This is a genomic window from Plantactinospora sp. ZYX-F-223 (assembly GCF_039649625.1).
GTDB lineage: Bacteria > Actinomycetota > Actinomycetes > Mycobacteriales > Micromonosporaceae > Plantactinospora.
In genome coordinates this window covers 20,791-37,902 of sequence record NZ_JBDJAV010000007.1, presented here as the reverse complement: position 1 = coordinate 37,902, position 17,112 = coordinate 20,791, and the positions used below count along the sequence as shown (strand labels likewise).

The 17,112-nt window shown below is 73.0% G+C and carries 13 protein-coding genes; 8 read left to right on the top strand and 5 right to left on the bottom strand.

The window, feature by feature from the left end:
* Window positions 1-27 precede the first annotated feature (27 nt).
* The gene (locus tag AAH979_RS09180) at window positions 28-1,071 is read right to left on the bottom strand and encodes a LacI family DNA-binding transcriptional regulator (protein WP_346257630.1); all 1,044 of its coding nucleotides are present in this window, start codon (window positions 1,069-1,071) and stop codon (window positions 28-30) included.
* A 298-nt stretch (window positions 1,072-1,369) separates the two neighbouring features.
* Between AAH979_RS09180 and AAH979_RS09175 the strand changes: the two genes are divergently transcribed.
* The 5 genes from AAH979_RS09175 to AAH979_RS09155 all read left to right on the top strand — a co-directional run bounded on the left by AAH979_RS09175 (window position 1,370) and on the right by AAH979_RS09155 (window position 6,668).
* Window positions 1,370-2,887: a sugar ABC transporter ATP-binding protein gene (locus AAH979_RS09175; RefSeq protein ID WP_346257629.1), complete on the top strand. Its 1,518-nt coding sequence runs from the start codon at window positions 1,370-1,372 to the stop codon at window positions 2,885-2,887.
* Between the two features lie 76 nt (window positions 2,888-2,963).
* Window positions 2,964-4,025, top strand: coding sequence for an ABC transporter permease (locus tag AAH979_RS09170; protein WP_346257628.1), 1,062 nt, complete (start codon window positions 2,964-2,966; stop codon window positions 4,023-4,025).
* The gene (locus AAH979_RS09165; protein ID WP_346257627.1) at window positions 4,015-5,043 is read left to right on the top strand and encodes an ABC transporter permease; all 1,029 of its coding nucleotides are present in this window, start codon (window positions 4,015-4,017) and stop codon (window positions 5,041-5,043) included. Before AAH979_RS09170 ends, AAH979_RS09165 begins: the two co-directional genes overlap by 11 nt.
* 79 nt (window positions 5,044-5,122) lie before the next feature.
* A complete protein-coding gene (gene rhaS / locus AAH979_RS09160; protein ID WP_346257626.1) occupies window positions 5,123-6,184 on the top strand; it encodes a rhamnose ABC transporter substrate-binding protein in 1,062 nt (353 codons plus the stop codon).
* A gap of 268 nt (window positions 6,185-6,452) precedes the next feature.
* Window positions 6,453-6,668 carry a LuxR C-terminal-related transcriptional regulator gene (locus AAH979_RS09155; RefSeq protein WP_199853049.1) on the top strand — a complete coding sequence of 72 codons (216 nt, stop codon included), beginning with the start codon at window positions 6,453-6,455 and terminating at the stop codon, window positions 6,666-6,668.
* A gap of 50 nt (window positions 6,669-6,718) precedes the next feature.
* Here AAH979_RS09155 and AAH979_RS09150 read toward each other — a convergent pair whose 3' ends face one another.
* Together AAH979_RS09150 and AAH979_RS09145 are read right to left on the bottom strand one after the other, a co-directional pair.
* On the bottom strand, window positions 6,719-8,077 hold the full coding sequence (locus AAH979_RS09150; RefSeq protein WP_346257625.1) for an aldehyde dehydrogenase family protein: 1,359 nt from the start codon (window positions 8,075-8,077) through the stop codon (window positions 6,719-6,721).
* A gap of 187 nt (window positions 8,078-8,264) precedes the next feature.
* Window positions 8,265-9,722: an MFS transporter gene (locus AAH979_RS09145; RefSeq protein ID WP_346257624.1), complete on the bottom strand. Its 1,458-nt coding sequence runs from the start codon at window positions 9,720-9,722 to the stop codon at window positions 8,265-8,267.
* A gap of 193 nt (window positions 9,723-9,915) precedes the next feature.
* On the opposite strand from AAH979_RS09145, the gene AAH979_RS09140 reads away from it, so the two are divergent.
* Complete coding sequence (locus AAH979_RS09140; RefSeq protein WP_346257623.1) at window positions 9,916-10,755, top strand: hypothetical protein; 840 nt, start codon at window positions 9,916-9,918, stop codon at window positions 10,753-10,755.
* Between the two features lie 77 nt (window positions 10,756-10,832).
* Here AAH979_RS09140 and AAH979_RS09135 read toward each other — a convergent pair whose 3' ends face one another.
* Both AAH979_RS09135 and AAH979_RS09130 read right to left on the bottom strand, forming a co-directional pair.
* Window positions 10,833-12,737: a hypothetical protein gene (locus tag AAH979_RS09135; protein ID WP_346257622.1), complete on the bottom strand. Its 1,905-nt coding sequence runs from the start codon at window positions 12,735-12,737 to the stop codon at window positions 10,833-10,835.
* Between the two features lie 329 nt (window positions 12,738-13,066).
* Complete coding sequence (locus AAH979_RS09130) at window positions 13,067-14,119, bottom strand: LLM class flavin-dependent oxidoreductase (protein WP_346257621.1); 1,053 nt, start codon at window positions 14,117-14,119, stop codon at window positions 13,067-13,069.
* Window positions 14,120-14,419: 300 nt separating this feature from the next.
* Here AAH979_RS09130 and AAH979_RS09125 point away from each other — a divergent pair, with 300 nt between their 5' ends.
* Window positions 14,420-15,844: a hypothetical protein gene (locus AAH979_RS09125; protein ID WP_346257620.1), complete on the top strand. Its 1,425-nt coding sequence runs from the start codon at window positions 14,420-14,422 to the stop codon at window positions 15,842-15,844.
* A gap of 34 nt (window positions 15,845-15,878) precedes the next feature.
* Window positions 15,879-17,096: a hypothetical protein gene (locus tag AAH979_RS09120; protein ID WP_346257806.1), complete on the top strand. Its 1,218-nt coding sequence runs from the start codon at window positions 15,879-15,881 to the stop codon at window positions 17,094-17,096.
* The last annotated feature ends 16 nt before the right edge of the window (window positions 17,097-17,112 follow it).

The following is a 17,112-nucleotide window of genomic DNA, read 5'->3' as shown; positions in this document are numbered from 1 at the left end:
GGTCCGGCCGGCCGGGCTGCGGTGGGTTCACCCGGCGGTCCGGCCGGCCGGGCGGCGGCTGGATTCCCGGACGACCAGTTCGGGCTCGAAGACCACCTGCCGGTGACGGTGTTCGGCCGGCTCGTTGACCTCGCCGAGCAGTAGTGCGGCGGCGGTCTGGCCGAGCCGCTGCCGGGGCTGGCGTACCGAGGTGAGCGGCACGGCGGCCGCGGCGGCGAAGTCGATGTCGTCGTAGCCGACCAGGGCGATGTCCTCGGGTACCCGGACCCGCTGCTGGGTCAGCCCCTGGAGGACGCCGAGCGCCAGCAGGTCGTTGGCGCAGAACACGGCGGTGGCCCGGTTCTCCCCGGGTGCACCGAGCAGCCGGGCCGCGGCGTCCCGGCCGGCGGACACGGTCGAGGCCGAGGTGTCGAGCCAGAGCAGGCTGTCGTGGTCGAGCCCGGCGTCGGTCATCGCCTGGACGGCGCCGGCGTGCCGGTCGCGTACCTGTCCCAGCCCGACCGGGCCGCCGACGAAGGCGATCCGCCGGTGCCCCGCCTCCAACAGGTGGCGTACCGCCAGTTCACCGCCGAGCCGGTCGTCCACGGAGACGGAGCAGAGGTCGGGATCGCGGGACCGCCGGTCCAGCAGTACGACGTGGATGCCCCGGTCGCGCAGCCGGAGCAGCCGGGCGCTGGCGTCGTCGACCGGGGTGATGAGTACGCCCTGCACCCGCTGCTCCTTGAGCAGGTCGAGGTAGGCGTCCTCCCGGGCCTGGTCGCCGTCGCTGTTGCAGAAGATCAGCGCCATCCCGGCGGTGCCGATGGTGTCCTCGACGCCCTTGGCGAGGTCGGTGAAGAACGGGTTGGCCACGTCCAGCACGACGAGACCGAGGGTCCGGCTCCGGCCCCGGCGCAGTTGCCGGGCGGCGTGGTTGGGCACGAAGCCGAGTTCGTCGATCGCCGCGAGGACCCGGGCCCGGGTCGCGCTCGACACCAGGTCGGGTTGGTTGAGCACGTTGGAGACCGTGCCCATCGAGACTCCCGCGTGACTGGCGACGTCGCGGATGCTCACCACGGAGGTCTCTCGCACGCTGTCCCTCCTCCGCGCCGACCCTGAACTGAATCGTGTCAAGAATGCCTGGCGGCTCGGGCGGCGGGGGGTACCTGACCGGATCTGGCCAGCGCGGCACGGGTTGACGGCGACGACAGCCGGGCTGTTGTCGACAATCATGGCACCGACCCTGCTCAACGCCGGGTTCGGGGGCGAGGAAAGGGCTTACCCCTGAGTAACGATTCGGTAACCGCCCCGAAATGCTTGACCTGCCGGGAAGCCGGCCTCTAGCGTCTTCATCACATTGGGCTGAAACGTTTCATGGCTGGAGGGCCGGATGCCCGAGCGTGCAGATCCGGGTACGGCGCGACTGGCCCTGTCCGGCGTACGGAAGTCGTTCGGCGCGGTGCACGCGCTCGCCGACGTACGCCTCGAGCTGCGGGCCGGTGAGGTGCACGCGCTGGTCGGGGAGAACGGCGCGGGCAAGTCGACCCTGGTGAAAATCCTGGCCGGGGTGCACGCCCCGGACGCCGGAGAGTTGACTATGGACGGTGCGCCGCTGGCCCTGACCGGTCCGGCCGACGCCCGGGCGGCCGGGATCGCGGTGATCTACCAGGAGCCGACGCTCTTTCCGGACCTGTCGGTCGCGGAGAACATCTTCATGGGCCGGCAACCGCTGCGCGGCCTGCGCCGGATCGACACCGCGACGATGCGTCGGCGTGCCGACGAGCTGTTCGCGCGGCTCGGCGTACCGCTGGATCCGGACCGGCCGGCGCGCGGTCTCTCCATCGCCGACCAGCAGCTCGTGGAGATCGCCAAGGCGCTCTCCTTCGAAGCCCGGGTGCTGGTGATGGACGAGCCGACGGCGGCGCTTTCCGGCGTCGAGGTGGAGCGGCTCTTCGCGGTCGTCCGGTCGTTGCGGGAGGCCGGCGCGGCGGTCCTGTTCATCTCGCACCGCTTCGACGAGGTCTTCGCGCTCAGCCAGCGGATCACGGTGATGCGGGACGGGCGGTGGGTCTCCACCGATCCGGCCGAGGACCTCGACGTGGCCCAGGTGGTGCGCCGGATGGTCGGCCGGGAGGTCTCCCAGCTCTATCCGAAGCAGCAGACCGAGGCCGGCGAGGTCATCCTCCAGGTACGCGGCCTGACCCGGCGCGGCGTCTTCGCCGACGTCGGCTTCGAGGTGCGCCGGGGCGAGATCGTGGCGCTCGCCGGCCTGGTCGGCGCGGGCCGCAGCGAGGTGGTCCGGGCGGTCTTCGGCGTCGACCCGTACGACGCGGGCGAGGTGCTGGTCGACGGCGTACGGCTGCCCCGGAGCCGGCCGGCGGCGGCGATGGCCGCCGGAATGGCGCTGGTGCCGGAGGACCGCCGGCAGCAGGGGCTGGTGATGGAGCTGTCGATCGAACGCAACGCCACGCTGACCCGGCGCTGGCCGCTGGCCCGGTTCGGCCTGCTCGGCCGGGGCGCGGAGCGGACGGCCGCGCAGACCTGGACCCAGCGGTTGCAGGTGAAGGCGGGCCGGCTCGACGATCCGGTCTCGACGCTCTCCGGCGGCAACCAGCAGAAGGTGGTGCTGGCGAAGTGGCTCTCCACCACACCGAAGGTGCTGATCGTCGACGAGCCGACCCGGGGGATCGACGTCGGCACCAAGGCGGAGGTGCACCGGTTGATGTCGCAGCTCGCGAGCGAGGGGGTCGGGGTGCTGATGGTCTCCAGCGAGCTGCCCGAGGTGCTGGGCATGGCCGACCGGGTGCTGGTGATGCACGAGGGCCGGCTGGTCAGCGAGATAGCCCGGGACGCGGCGACCGAGGAGTCGGTGATGCTGGCCGCCACCGGACAGGGAGGAAAGCCGTGACCGGGCAGCGACGGACGGCGGTCGGGCGGGAAACCGTGGCCGGGCGGCGAGCGGCGGCCGACCGGGGAGGTAGGGCGTGACGACCACGACCCGCCCGGAGCCGGCGCCGGACGCCGCCGAGGCCCGGGCCCGCAGCGGGGCCGCCGGCATCCGGCTCGGCCACCGGCTCTTCGTGGCCCGCGAGGTCGGCATCGGACTCGCGCTGGTCCTGCTGATCGCGGTGACCACGGTGGTGAACCCGAGGTTCCTCTCCGGACAGGGCCGGCGGGACCTGATGCTCGGCGCGACCATCCTGGTGGTGCTCGCGGTCGGCCAGGCGATCGTCATCATCACCCGCAACGTCGACCTCTCGGTCGGCTCGGTACTCGGCCTGGCCGCGTTCGCGACCGGAAAGCTGTTCCTGGCGATGCCGGACGCACCGATCGTGCTCGCCCTGCTGGTCGGGGTCGGCCTCGGCGTGCTCTGCGGCGTGGTGAACGGGGCCCTGATCGCGGTGGCCCGGGTACCGGCCCTGGTGGTCACCCTCGGCACCCTCTACGTCTTCCGGGGCGTCGACTACTCGTGGGCGGCGGGACAGCAGATCAACGCCGCCGACATGCCCAGCGGCTTCAAGAGCATGGGCACCGCCGACCTGCTCGGGATCCCCCTGCTCGCCCTCTTCGCGGTGGCGGTGCTGCTGGTCGCCGGCTTCTATCTGAAGTCGTACCGCAGCGGCCGGGAGCTGTACGCGATCGGCTCCGACCCGGCGGCGGCCCGGCTGTCCGGGATCCCGGTCGGCCGGCGGGTCTTCGGGGCACTGGTCGTCAGCGGTGGACTCGCCGGCCTGGCCGGGGTGCTCTACGCCGCCCGGTTCGGCACCCTCGACGCGGCGGCCGGCAGCGGAATCGAGCTGAACGTGGTCGCGGCGGTGGTGGTCGGCGGTGTTGCGATCTTCGGCGGCAGCGGCTCGGTGTACGGGGCGGCGCTCGGCGCCGTACTGCTGAGCACCATCGGCAGCGCCCTGCCGGTGCTGAAGGTGAACCCGTTCTGGCAGCAGGCGGTGGTCGGGGCGCTGATCCTGGCCGCGATCGGATTGGACCGGGCGCTGGCCGCGCGGGTGGCCCACCGGCTTCGAGGAAGGAAGGCCCGTGGCGCCTGACAGGACGGGCCGGCCGGCCCGCTGGGTTTCCACCTTCGGCACCTGGGACGTGCTGGTGATCGTCGTCCTGGCCCTGGTGGTGGTCGGCGCGTCGGTCCTGGTCGAGGGCTTCGCCACCGCCCGGTTCTGGGGTTTCCTGCTGCTGGACATCGTCCCGATCGCGCTGATCGCGCTGCCGATGACGCTGATCGTGATCACCGGGGAGATCGACCTGTCGGTGGCGAGCATGCTCGGCCTGGCCAGCGCGGTACTCGGCCAGCTCTGGGTGACCGGCCTGCCGCTGGTGCTGGCCGTACCGCTGGTGGTGCTGCTCGGTGCCCTGCTGGGCGCGGTCAACGGGCTCTTCATCGCCGGGTTCGGCCTGCCCTCCCTGGCGGTGACGATCGGCACCCTCGCGCTGTACCGCGGACTGGCCTACGTGGTGCTCGGCGACCGGGCGGTCGCGGACTTCCCGATCGGCTGGACCGGCAACTCGATCGAGGCGCTGCCCGGCACCACGGTGCCGTGGGTGGTGGTGCCACTCGCCGTCCTCGCGATCGGGTTCGGAGTGCTGCTGCACGCCACCCCGATCGGTCGCGGCCTCTACGCGATGGGCAACAACGACCAGGCCGCCACCTTCGCCGGCATCGCGGTGGCCCGGACCAAGTTCTGGCTCTACGTCGTCACCGGCGCGGTCGCCGCCCTCGCCGGGGTCTTCTGGACGATGCGGTACGCCAGCGCCCGCGCCGACAACGGGGCCGGGCTGGAGCTGTCGGTGGTGGCGGCGGTGCTGCTCGGCGGCGTCTCCATCTTCGGCGGCCGGGGCACCCTGGTCGGCGTCCTGGCCGGCGTACTGCTGCTGATGACCCTGCGCAACGCACTGCAACTCGCCGACGTGCCGGCCGACACCCTGACCGTGGTCACCGGCACCCTGCTCATCATCTCCGTCGTCGGGCCGAACGCGGCCGGCATGCTCCGGGCGCGGGTGCGACGGCGACGACCTGCCGCACCGCCGGTGGCGGGCACCGAGGGTGCCTGACCACTGAACCCTTTCTGTAACCACCTCCGATTTCCACCGGCCCGAGAGATGGGCAGTTGTATCCAAGGAAGGACCGGACATGACCGTCATGCGATCCAGAGGCGTACGGATGGGCGCCGCCGTGGCCACCCTGGCGGCGTTGCTGTTCAGCGCGGGCTGCGCGAGCGACGACGAGGGCACCCCGTCCGGCGGTTCCTCCGCCGGTGGCGGCGGCTCCATCAAGGAGGGGCTGAGCGTCGCCTTCCTGCCCAAGCAGGTGAACAACCCGTACTTCACCGTGTCGGACAACGGTGGAAAGGCGGCGGTGGAGGAGTTCAAGGGCGAGTACAAGGAGGTCGGTCCCTCCGAGGCGAGCGCGTCCTCGCAGGTCAGCTACCTCAACACGCTGACTCAGCAGGGCAGCGACGTGATCGTCGTGTCGGCGAACGACCCGAACGCGATCTGCGGGGCGGTCAACCAGGCCCGGCAGGGTGGCGCGAAGGTGGTCACCTTCGACTCCGACACCAACAAGGACTGCCGGGACCTCTTCGTCAACCAGGTGACCGCGCAGGGCATCGCGGAGAACCAGGTGAAGCTGATCTCCGACGCGATCGGCGGGCAGGGCAAGATCGCGATCCTCTCGGCGACCGCGAACGCGACCAACCAGAACGCCTGGATCGAGCTGATGAAGACCGAGCTGAAGAAGCCGGAGTACAGCGGGGTCCAGTTGGTGACGACGGTCTACGGCGACGACAAGGACGAGAAGTCGTTCCAGGAGACCCAGGGCCTGCTCTCCGCCCATCCCGACCTGAAGGGCATCATCTCGCCGACCACCGTCGGTGTCGCGGCGGCCGCCCGCTACCTCTCCGGCTCGCAGTACAAGGGCAAGGTGGCGCTGACCGGGCTGGGTACCCCGAACCAGATGCGCGAGTTCGTCAAGAACGGCACGGTGAAGAACTTCGCGCTCTGGAACCCGGCCGACCTCGGCTACCTGGCCGCGTACGCCGGTGCCGCCCTCGCCTCCGGCATGATCACCGGCAAGGAGGGTGACAAGTTCACCGCCGGCAAGCTGGGTGAGTACACCGTCGGTGCCGACGGCGTCGTGGTGCTTGGCCCGCCGACCGTCTTCGACGCCTCCAACATCGACCAGTTCAACTTCTAGCCGCACCGTCGTCCCGGCACCGCCACCGGCGGGTCCACCCGCCGACCGGTCCGGTGGCGGTCCCGGGCTTCGGCACCACCGGAACCCGTGCGGTGCCGGAGCCCCGCATGTGCCGCGGGACCGGGATGCGGCGCCAGGACCCGCGTCCGGCCCCGGGACCGAGGCGCGGGTGCCGGGAGGCGCGACGCCCCGGTCGGAGCGGCGTCCGGCCGGAGCGCGGATCGGAGCAGGAACGGGCAACACCGCGCGGTGAGGAGGGAGTGGCGCCGTGACCGTACCGATCGTGCAACGCCATCCACTGGACGACGAGGAACTGGCCCTGCTGCGACTGCTCGCCCAGGGGCTTCCGGTCGACGCGGTCGCCCGCCGGCTGGAGATGTCGGAGCGGACCGTCCGGCGGCGTACCCGGGCGATCTGCGACCGCCTCGGCGTGCCGGCGCCGATCTCCGCCGTGGTCTGGGCGGTCCGGCACGGACTGCTCTGAGGAAACGGTCCGCGCCGCGCTGTCGACACGGCCCGCGCCGGGCCGGCGGGTCAGCCGGGGACGCCGGGTGCGTCCTCCGGTACGACCACGTACTGCCGCAGGTAGAGATCCTGGAAGGTGACCGGGCCGCGCGGGCCCGGCACGTGGTCCACGTTGATCCCGGTCTCCGGTACGCCGTGCAGCTTGAAGCCGTCCAGCAGCCGGGTCGAGGCGTTCCAGAAGACCCCGGTGCCGACGGCGGAGGCGATGAACCGCTCGGCCGCGGCCCGGTCCTCGGTCACGATCGTCGCCGCGAGCCCCGAGGTCTCGGTGTTGGCGATCGTCACCGCCTCGGCCAGGTCGGTCACCTCGGCGATGGTCACGGTCGCCTCCCGGCCGCTGTCCAGGGCCCACTCGTAGCCGACCGGGTGGTCGTACGGCGGCAGCGAGGCGCGGACGCCCAGCTCTGTCAGGGCCGCCTCGAAGCGGGGCAGTGCCGCTCCGGCGACGTCCCGGTGCACCAGCAGCAGGTTGACCCGGTTGCAGACGCCGAGCCGGTCCAGGCCGGTGACCAGCAGCTCGGTCGCCCGGTCGAGGTCGGCGGCCGCATCGACGTAGAGCACCCCGCCGCCGTCGGCGTGCGCCAGCGTACGGACGCCGTGCCGGGCCGCCTCGGCGCCGAGCGAGCGGGTGGCGTCACCACTGCCCCGGAGGATCACCAGCGGAATCAGGTCGGTCTGCCGGACCAGGGCCACCGCGCTCGCCCGGCTCGCGTCCGGCAGCAGTTGGATCGCGTCCGGATCGAGGCCGACGTCGCGCAGCCCGGCGGCGATGACGTGCTGGTGGAGCGCGTTCGCCGAGGTGAGTGCGGCGGACCCGGTACGCAGCACGCCCGCGTTGCGGGACTTCACGAGTTGGGAGGCCACGTCGACGGTCACGTTCGGCCGGGCCTCGAAGTTCGCCCCGATCACCCCGACCGGCCGGCGGCGCTCGGAGAGCCGCAACCCGCCCGGCAGCGACCGCAACGGCGTTTCCCGGGCCGGGAACGGCGCCTCGGCGAGCAGCCGCAACTGGTCGGCCATTCCCTTCAGCCGGGCCGCGTCGAGCCGGAGCCGGTCCTGTAGCGCCGGGCTCATCCCGGCGGACCTGGCCGTCTCGACGTCCCGCTGGTTGGCGGCGAGGATCTCGCTCTCGGCCGCGACCAGGCGGTCGGCCATCGCCGTCAGTGCAGAGTCGATCACCGAGTCCGGTGCCTCGGTCAACCCGGCCGACCCGGCCCGGGCCCGCCGGCCGCACTCGGCGACCAGGGCGTGCACGCGGTCGTCCGCTCCGCCCGGGGCTCCGTCGGTCCCCTCGATCGAAACCATCTGCCGGTCTCCTTCGCCGTCCTCGTCCGCCGCCATGCTGTGCCGCAGGCTGGTGGCAGCCACCGAGTCTGACACGTTTGTTCAACGAGAGAGCAATGGTGTCCGCTATTCAGGACCGTCCGGGCCCGGGTACCGGGGTCCGACCAGTCGGAGTACCTCCAGCCACCGGCCGCGGCTGGCGCACCCTCGGCCGTGGGCATGGTGATCAGGAGCGGTTGCCGCTGTTCCGCCTGCCCGCGTCGCGCGGCCGTTACCGGCGCGCCGCGTCGCTCGCACCCGGACGACACGCGACGGGTCGACGGGCGTCGTCGCGCATCTGGCGGTAGGCGATCGTGCCGGCCACCACGGCCAGTAGGCCGCCGCCGAGGATCACCGGCCGGGTGGCGTCGATGAGGAGATCGTTGCCCCACAGGAGGACCTGGCGTTGCCCGATCAGGGTCACCAGCAGCGGTGACAGGGCCACGGAGCACCCCAGGACGACCTTCAGCAGCGACTGGTAGAGCGCGTTGACCCGACCGCGTATCGCGTCATCGACGCGGGAGCCGATGATCGTGACACCAGCCAGGAACGCGGTGCCGGCGCAGGCACCCACTACCACCACGGTCGGTAGCGAGACGGCCAGGTGCGGGGAGAGCGCCAACAGGACGAGCATGCTTCCGGCGGCGACGACGGCGATGCCGAACAGTCGCTCGTGCGTCATCCGGCCCGCCAGTCTGGGCGTGGCGACGATGCCGATGACCAGCCCGAGAAAGGCGGCAAGTAGCAACAGCCCGAAGGCGGCCTGACCGCCGAGCAGGCTCAGGGCGTACGGCTGAGCCGAGCCGACGACAGCGCCACCGGCGGCGAGCGCGCCCGCCATGCCAACCAACAAACCACGGACGAGGGGGGTACGCCGCAGGTAGCTGACACTGTCGCGCAGCATCCCGGCCACTCCCGGGCCGGGTGCGGTGGCGGCCACGGGGGTGGAGGCGTCGGGGGTCGGCGGCGTCGCCTGGGCGAACCGCCCGGAGAGCTCAGGCACGAGGGCGGTGATCGATGCCGCGCTGGCCAGGTAGAGCAGTGCGGCGAGGACGATCGCGAGCCGGGTCAGGCCGTTCATGGCGATGACCTCGGTGGGCAGGCCGAAGACGGTTCCGGCACCGGTGATTAGGGTGTACAGGGCGCCGGCGACCACGATGGTGATGCCGTATGTCATGACCAGGCCCAGTTGGGCCGCTGACGAGACCTGGTCCGGTCGACGGAGCAGTCGGGGCAGTGCGGCGTCCTTGGCCGGAATCCACATGGTCGTGGCGATCTGGACGAGAAAGCCGCCCGCGAGGATCCACCAGTAGGTGTTCACGACCGCGATCGACAGCAGTAGTGCGCAGCGGGCGAGGTCGGCGGCGGCCATCACGGTACGTCGATCGAACCGGTCCGCGATCAGCCCGGCGATCGGCGCGAACAGCAGGCCGGGCAGCAGATTGGCGAACAGGACGCCGCTGAACGCGAAGTTCAGCCCCGCTGCGCTGGTGGCCAGGGTGCTGGCCAGCGCGGCGAGCCCGGCCAGAGCCAGCCAGTCCGCCGTACTGCACAGTCCCGTCACGACCCACAGCCGGCGGAACGCACGCAGCCCCAGCACGTCACGCGCCTGGGCCAGCGAGGAGTTTCCACGGCTATCCGAGCGGGTCTCTTCGTCGGTTGACGGTTCCGCCTCCTCGCTGATCCGCATCAACGCACGGTAGACGTGGCTGGGTACGGGGCAACGAGCAGGTCTCCGCCGTGGTCCGCGAGCGGTTCCGGTCGGCTTTGCGCGACGACGGCGTGAACCATCGCTTCGGACGGACCGGACGATCGGCGCCGGCGGGGCGGGGGCCGAGGGGCACCGGCCGGAGCATGATCGGCGTACGGATAGGGTCCCCGCCATGTTGAAAAAGCTGGTGCGGGTCGCCTTCCTCGATGCCGACACCGGAGCCCAGATCGGTCACAGCGAACTGCCGCTCGGACAACTGCCGGAGAGCTTCCAGGCGGCGACCACGCTGGAACTGGCCGGCGCCACCTGGTCGGTCGAACGGGCCGAGCCGCCGATGTCGGCACAGTTCGGCGCGACCGGGACCCTCACCCTGACGCTGCGCCGGATCGAGTCGGTCCCGCCCGGCGGCATCCTCTATTCGCTGCCTACGCTCTGCGCCGCCCTGCCGGCGGTCGCCGGGGCACCGGCCGGTGCCGACCGCCTCGAACTGCACGAGGACGACTGGCGGCAGGTGGAGTTGGTCAGCGCCGATCTCGGTGACGAGGTCCAGACCGAGTTGCGGGCGGTACGCCAGAGCTTCGAGCAGCACGCCCGCCGCGACGAGCAGGGTCGGATCTACGGCTTCCAGGGCATCCACATCCGCAGCCAGCCGGTCCGGCCGCTGTCCGGGACGGTGTCCCGGAGCCGGCTGCTGAGCCTGCTGCCGCCCGGCGCCCGGAGCCGGGGCGGTATCGGCTTCCGTGGGCAGCCGGGGATCGTGCCCAGCTCGTTCGCGGTCTCCGTCGGGCGGGTGCTGCTGTACGGGCTCGCCGACGGCGACTCGCTCGCCGTACTGGCCGTGCACGCCGAGCCGGGGCCGGCGGCGGAACCACAGCCGGAGCTGGTCGCCGCGCTGGAGCGGTCGATGCGCGAGGCCGACCTGCTGCTCGTCGACTGGTGCCGGGTCGCTCTCGTCCCGCCGGCCTCGATCGGCGACTACCTGGCAGCCACCGGGGTGGTCGGCCGGAGCTGACCGGCCCGGCGTCCCGGGTCCAGCGCGGGCGCTCCCGGTCAGGCCGGGCGGGTCAGGAGCGGGTCAGGCCGGGCGGGTCAGGCCGAGTCGGTCTGCCGGGCCGACGCCCGGGACAGTGCGGTGTCCAGCAGCCCGGTCAACCGGTCCGGCGCGACGTCCCGGCCGGGCTGGAGCAGCACCACCACGTCGCCCCGGCGACCGACCAGCCGATCGGCGCCGAGGTACGCCTCGTCGCCGGTTCCGGCCAGCGGCCGGCCGACCGCCCGGACCAGGGTCAGCAACACCCGACCGGACCTGCCCCGGGCGACGGTGACGGTCAGCGCCGGCCGGCCGTGCAGATCGGTGAACTCGGCGGACCACGGCCGGTCGTCCGGATATCCCGCCGTCGATGCGGACCTGACCGGCCGGCCCAGCGCCCAGCCGATCTCCTCGGCACTGAGCAGTCCGTCGGACCCGATCCGGTCGCCGTCATCGACTCCGGGATCGGGCCCGAACCGGTCGGCGGCGGCGGTGCCACCCGGTGCGGACCGGGCCGGCCGGTGGACGGTGACTCCCCGTACCCGGCGGGTCCACGGCCGGACCCGCGCGGTCACCACCTCGCCCAGCCGGCACTGGCCGGAGATCTCCTCCGGCAGCACCCAGGCCCGGGTCCGGTCGGACCGGCCGTCGTCGATCACCAGGTAGTGGTTCACCGGTACGTACTCCCGGGCGCTGCCCTCCACGACCTTCCGCTGCCAGACCTGTTGCCAGAGCACCTCGCCGGTGACGCTGCCGGGCGCCACCAGGTCGATCAGCACCCGCAGGGCGAGGTAGCCGGCGTAGCCGAGCGCGACGAGCCCGGTCAGCAGGAAACCGAGCGTGATCGGGTCGCTGGAGAGCCGCACCCAGAGTTCGCCGACCGCGTCCAGGGGGCCCTCGGCCGCCCCCGGCTCGGCGCTGCCCAGCCAGAGTGAGCCGAGTACGCCGGTGAACGTACCGCCGACCAGGGCGGCGAGAATCGCCCGGAAGGTGATCCAGCCCAGCGACTGCCCGTACCGGAGACGGCCGCTCGGATAGCTGACCCGGATCTGCCGCCAGGTCCCGCCGTACGAGGACCAGAGCAGGTCACGGTTGGCCAGTCCGAGTTGGACCACCCCGGCGACGACCCGGGTGAGCCCGAACGCGGTGCCGTACCCGAGCCGGCGGCCCCAGGTGGCGACGGCCGACGGCGGCAGGTCGGCGAACCCGGCCTGCCCACCCAGCCACGCGCGCAACCCGGCCCAGCGCGCGGCGGCGCTACGGCCGGCGGGCGTGTCCCGCTCGCCGTGGTCCCGCCGGGCGATGCCGCCGAGCACGGTCGCGGTGACCACGAGCAGCGCGATGGCGCCGAAGATGCCGTCCCCGTCCTCGTTCTCCAGCCCTCCGGTGCGGACCAGGTAGTGCCAGGCGCCCGCCGCCACCCCCAGCGCGGCGCCGCAGCCGGCGGCCACCAGCGCGGTGACCAGGGTGGCCGGAAACCGCCGGCGGGAGAGGCCGAGGCGCCGGGCGTCCGCGACGACCAGCCGCCGGAACGACTTCGTCCACGACCTCGTCCGCTGCTCGTCGTGCAGGCCGAGCGCGGTCAGCGGGACCACGCCGTCGACCGCCCGTTCGACCACCCGGGACAGCACCAGCCGTTCGTAGCGGTTGAGGTCGTCGGCGGGACGGCCGGTGGGATGCACCGTCGTCCCGGCCGGATCCGGACCGCTCTGCCGGAGTGCGAGATGTCCCCGCGCGGCGAGGTCGAGCAGGGTGGCGCGGGCGGCGTCCGGGGTGATCCGCCACCGGTTCGCCAGCAGGCTGACCACGGCCGGTGACTCCGGACCGGGCGGCTCCGCCGTCGGCGCGGCGGGTGTGGTGCCCCGGGGCCGAGTGGCCAGCCGGGCGATCCCGTAGGCGGCGCTCCAGAGGGCGAGGCTGACCACCGGCAGGCCGGCCTCGACGGCCAGGTCGGCGAGGCTCATCGCCGGCCCGGGCCGGGCCGCTCGTCCACTGTCGTCGCGGCACCGCCCGGACGGTGTCGGGTCCGCGCCGGTCGGGGTCGGGGCGGATACCGGACGGGGTGAGTCGGCAGCGGACCCCGGCCCACGGGTCATCACCTTCCGTTCGCGCGGCTGCGCCACCGCCCGGCGGCGGTCGTCAAGTTGATGTTGCAAGATGCCGTCAAGCCCGCACATCAGCCGTCCGGCCGGGGCAACTGGAGCGCCGGTCGCCACCGGCCGGTGGACAGCCGGATTCCGTCCTGCGGTCGCCCCGGCGGCGGAGGCATCGAGGCATCACTGGGGTGCCCGGGTCAGGACGCCGGGCGGCCGTCCGCGGCGAGGAGTTCCCGGACCCGGGGGACAACCTGGGTGCCGTACCGCTCGATCGTCCCCATCAGGCGCTCGTGCGGCAACGTGCCGGCCGAGTACTTCAGGTCGAAGCGCTGCACCCCGAGGACCTGCACCGTCCGGGCGATCTTGCGGGCCACGGTCTCGGCCGAGCCGACGTGCCAGGCGCCGCCGGCGATGTCGGCGTCGAAGCGGCTCCGGGTCATCGGCGGCCAGCCGCGTTCGGCGCCGATCCGGTTGAACAGCACCCGGACGTGCGGCCAGAGCAGGTCCGCCGCCTCCTGGTCGGTCTCGCCGACGAAGCCGGGCGCGTGCACCGCGACCGGCAGCGGCTCCCGGCCGAACTCGGCGAGCGCGCGGTGGTAGAGCTGCACGTACGGAGCGAACCGGGCCGGGTCGCCGCCGATCACGGCCAGCACCAGCGGGAAGCCGTACCGGGCGGCCCGGACCACCGACTCCGGGCTGCCGCCGACACCGATCCAGGTACGGATCCGGCCCGACTCCGTCTTCGGATAGACGTGCTGCTTCGTAAGCGACGCGCGTACGGTGCCCTGCCAGCTCACCGCGTCCTCGGTGAGGAGCTGCGACATCAGCTCGGTCTTCTCCTCGAAGAGCCGGTCGTAGTCGGTCAGGTCGTATCCGAAGAGCGGGAACGACTCGGTGAACGAGCCACGACCGAGGGTGATCTCCGCCCGGCCCCGGGCGAGCGCGTCGAGGGTGGCGAACCGCTCGTAGACGCGTACCGGATCGTCGGAGCTGAGCACCGTGACCGCGGTGCCGAGCCGGATCCGCTCGGTCCGGGCGGCGATCGCGGCCAGCACGATCTCGGGGGCCGAAACCGCGTAGTCGTCCCGGTGGTGCTCGCCGAGCCCGAAGGCGTCGACGCCGAGCCGGTCGGCCAGGACGGCCTCCTCGACCACGTTGCGGATCACCTGGGCGTACGGCACCGGGTTGCCCTCGGCGTCGGCGGTCACGTCGCCGAAGCTGTCCAGACCGAATTCCACGGCCGTCGCCATGTCGTCCTCCTTCACCGGTTGCCGGTCGTACCCGTGCGGCCGGCTCTCCGGGCGGTGTAACGGCGCTGCCGACGGTCGCATTCCCGCCCGAGCGGGTGCGAAACACCCCCGTTGACCGGTACGCCGGGCCGGCCGCGCGGGGCTAATCGTCTCGCCCGCGCACCGCGGCACCGGGTACGGTGACCCGGCCGGCCGCGGGACTCAGGTGCGACTTCCGGAACCCGCCTCTGCAGCGATGATTCGCAGTTCGTGCCCTCATTCCCCGGCCGGCTTCCCCTTACCTGCCGGATGGAGGTCGCCGTGCTGTCGCTGTCGGACCGGGTCGCGTGCGAGGACGTGGTCATGTTCGTCAACGCTGCGGTCACCTCGACCGGGCAGCGCGAGTTCCGTTCGGAGGCCGCCGAGCAGCGGATGTCGCTGTCGTTCCTGCACGAGTACGTGCTCGGCAACTACCGCGACCTGTACGCCGCGACCCTGGCGCTGGACGTCAACGACTTCAACGCCGCGCTGGTGGTGACGAACCTGCTCCGTACGGCACGGCTCGCCGACCCGGCCCGCCGGGCGGTGGAGGGGCGGCTGATCGCGGCCCGGTTGCGGCTGCTGCCGCCGCAGCGGGCCTACCGGGTGTTCGGGGAGCTGCGCCGGCTGGGCGTGAACAACAGGCGTACCCGGGCGATCGTCCGGGACTGGCTGGCGGCCCGGCCCGATCCGGCGCTCGACGCGGTCAAGTACCGGCGTGGACTCGCCGTCGCCGCCCGGCACGCGCATCTGGCGCTGCCCGGGGAGTTGGGCACGGTGCTCTTCGACTGGCGCCGTCCGAAGCGGTACGAGACGCCGATCCTGGAGACCTGGCGCCGGGCACACTACGAGCAGCGGGCGCTCTACGGGCTGCCGTACACCGCCGCCGAGGGGCTGGCCACGCTGCACGGCATCGGGCGGGCCCGGTTCCTGACCGGCATCGCCCCGAAGCTGACCGGTGCCGAGCGGCTCCGGCTCCAGTCCTCGGCCCGCCGGCTCGGCGTCGAGGCGGTCCGGATGGAGCTGTCCCGGGCCCCGCTGACCCGGCTCGCGAGTTACGTGCTGTCGCTGCCTCGGGTCGAGCGGGTCGCACGGCGCGCCGAACTGACCGAGGCGTTGCACGCCGCCGCTCGTCGTGCCGCCGGCCGGCAGGCCGGAAGCTGGGGTCGGGTGGTGGCGGTGCTGGACGACAGCTACTCGTCGTCCGGCTCCGGTGTCAAGCGACGCCGGCCGCTGGCGGTGGCGCTGGCCACCCACTATCTGCTCGACGTGCTCGCCGCCGACTACACCGGACTCTGGCTGCACCATCGGGACGACCCGCTGCTGGTCCGGGCGACCGGACCGACCGGGCTGGGGGAGCGGCTGCTGGACGGGCTGGCGCACCGACCGGACCGACTGGTGGTGGTCTCGGACGGCTGGGACAACGCGCCGCCCGGCCAGGCGGCGGAGGTGCTGCGGATCTGGCGTACCCGGCTCGACCCGGAGCGGCGGACCTCCGTCGTGCACCTGAATCCGGTGTACGACAGTGACGCCTTCGACGTGCGCCGGCTCGCGCCCGGGGTGGCGACCGTCGGGGTACGCGACGCCGAGGACGCCGCCGCACTGGTCGAACTCGCCCGCTTCGCCACCGGTACGGCGAGCTTCGCCGACCTGCGCCGGCACCTCGACGACCGGGTCGACCAGTTCCTCGCCGGGCAGTCAGTGTGACCACAGTGGACGGGAAGGAGGCGGCGGGGTGAGCATGGCACAGGGGAGCGGTGGTGGTGCCCGCGTAGTCCGGCCGGAGCGGCACGAGCTGGAGGTGACCGGCCTGCACGCCGGCCCGGACCAGGTCTGGGGCGCCGTCCGGCTGCAACCGCTGCTGCGCGCCGAACCCCTCACCGAGCTGCGGCTGCACCCCCGGCTGCACGACCCGGACGAGCTGTCGGTGGTGGCCGTGGGCCCGCGCACCGGGTACGTCGCCTACATCCCGCACGCCTTCGTGGCGACCTGGACCGACGACGGCGGCCCGGCCGCCGCGTACGGCACCCAGTTGGTCGACCCGGCGGCGGGCGGCCCGCCCCGGGGCATCGGGCTGCACTTCCACCGCCGGATGGCCCGGCGCGAGGAGAGGCGCCGGCTGCGCTTCCTGCCGCTGCACCTGGCCCTGGAGGGCTATCTCGCCCTCCAGTTCGGCGGGCCGCCGATCGCCTGGCAGGAGTGGACCCGCCGGGCCGTCACCCGTGGCCTGTCGCCCCGGGCCGAGGCCGCGTACGCCGGCACCGAGATCCCCGGCCTCGGCGACGCGCTGCGGATCTTCGAGATCCACCCCGACCAGTGCGGCATGCTGCTCTACGTCGCGGACGCGCTCGCCGCCGCCCTGGTGGTGCCGCATCCCGAGGACTACCGTGCCCTGCACCCCACGCTGCTGGGCGACCTCTACGGCGAGCTGGTCCACCAGTACGCGCAGCTCTATCCGGCGGTACCCGAGTTCCCGGCCCGGCTGGACGAGTCCCGGGTGCACAGCGTGGCCGACCTCCGGGCCGAGCTGGCGCGCGGCCGGGCCGCCTGGGAGGAGGTGCGCCACCTGATGGCCGACGGGCTCTTCGGTGCGCAGCACCGCACGGTCGAGTCGGTGTACCGGATGGGCCGGTTCACGCTCTCCCGGTTCCTGCCGCCGTTCCACCCGGACCGGGAGAACCACGTCGGCGAGACCATCACCGACGCCGACGGCCGGCTGGCGTACCTGAAGTCCTTCCGGCTCTCCGCCGCGCAGGCCCGTCGGGGGCACCTGCTCGGCCGGCTCGCCGCGTACGACTGGGAGCTGGACGCCACCGCCGCCGCGCTCGGCACCGATCGGGCCGGGTTGGTGCTCCGCCTGGACCGGGCCGGCTTCGGGCACCTGCTGCGGCCGGACGTCCTGCACGCCTGCCGGGCAGCCGTCCGGCGGTCGCCGGCCGGGATCCGTGCCATTCGTTGACCCCTGTCCGGGTGCG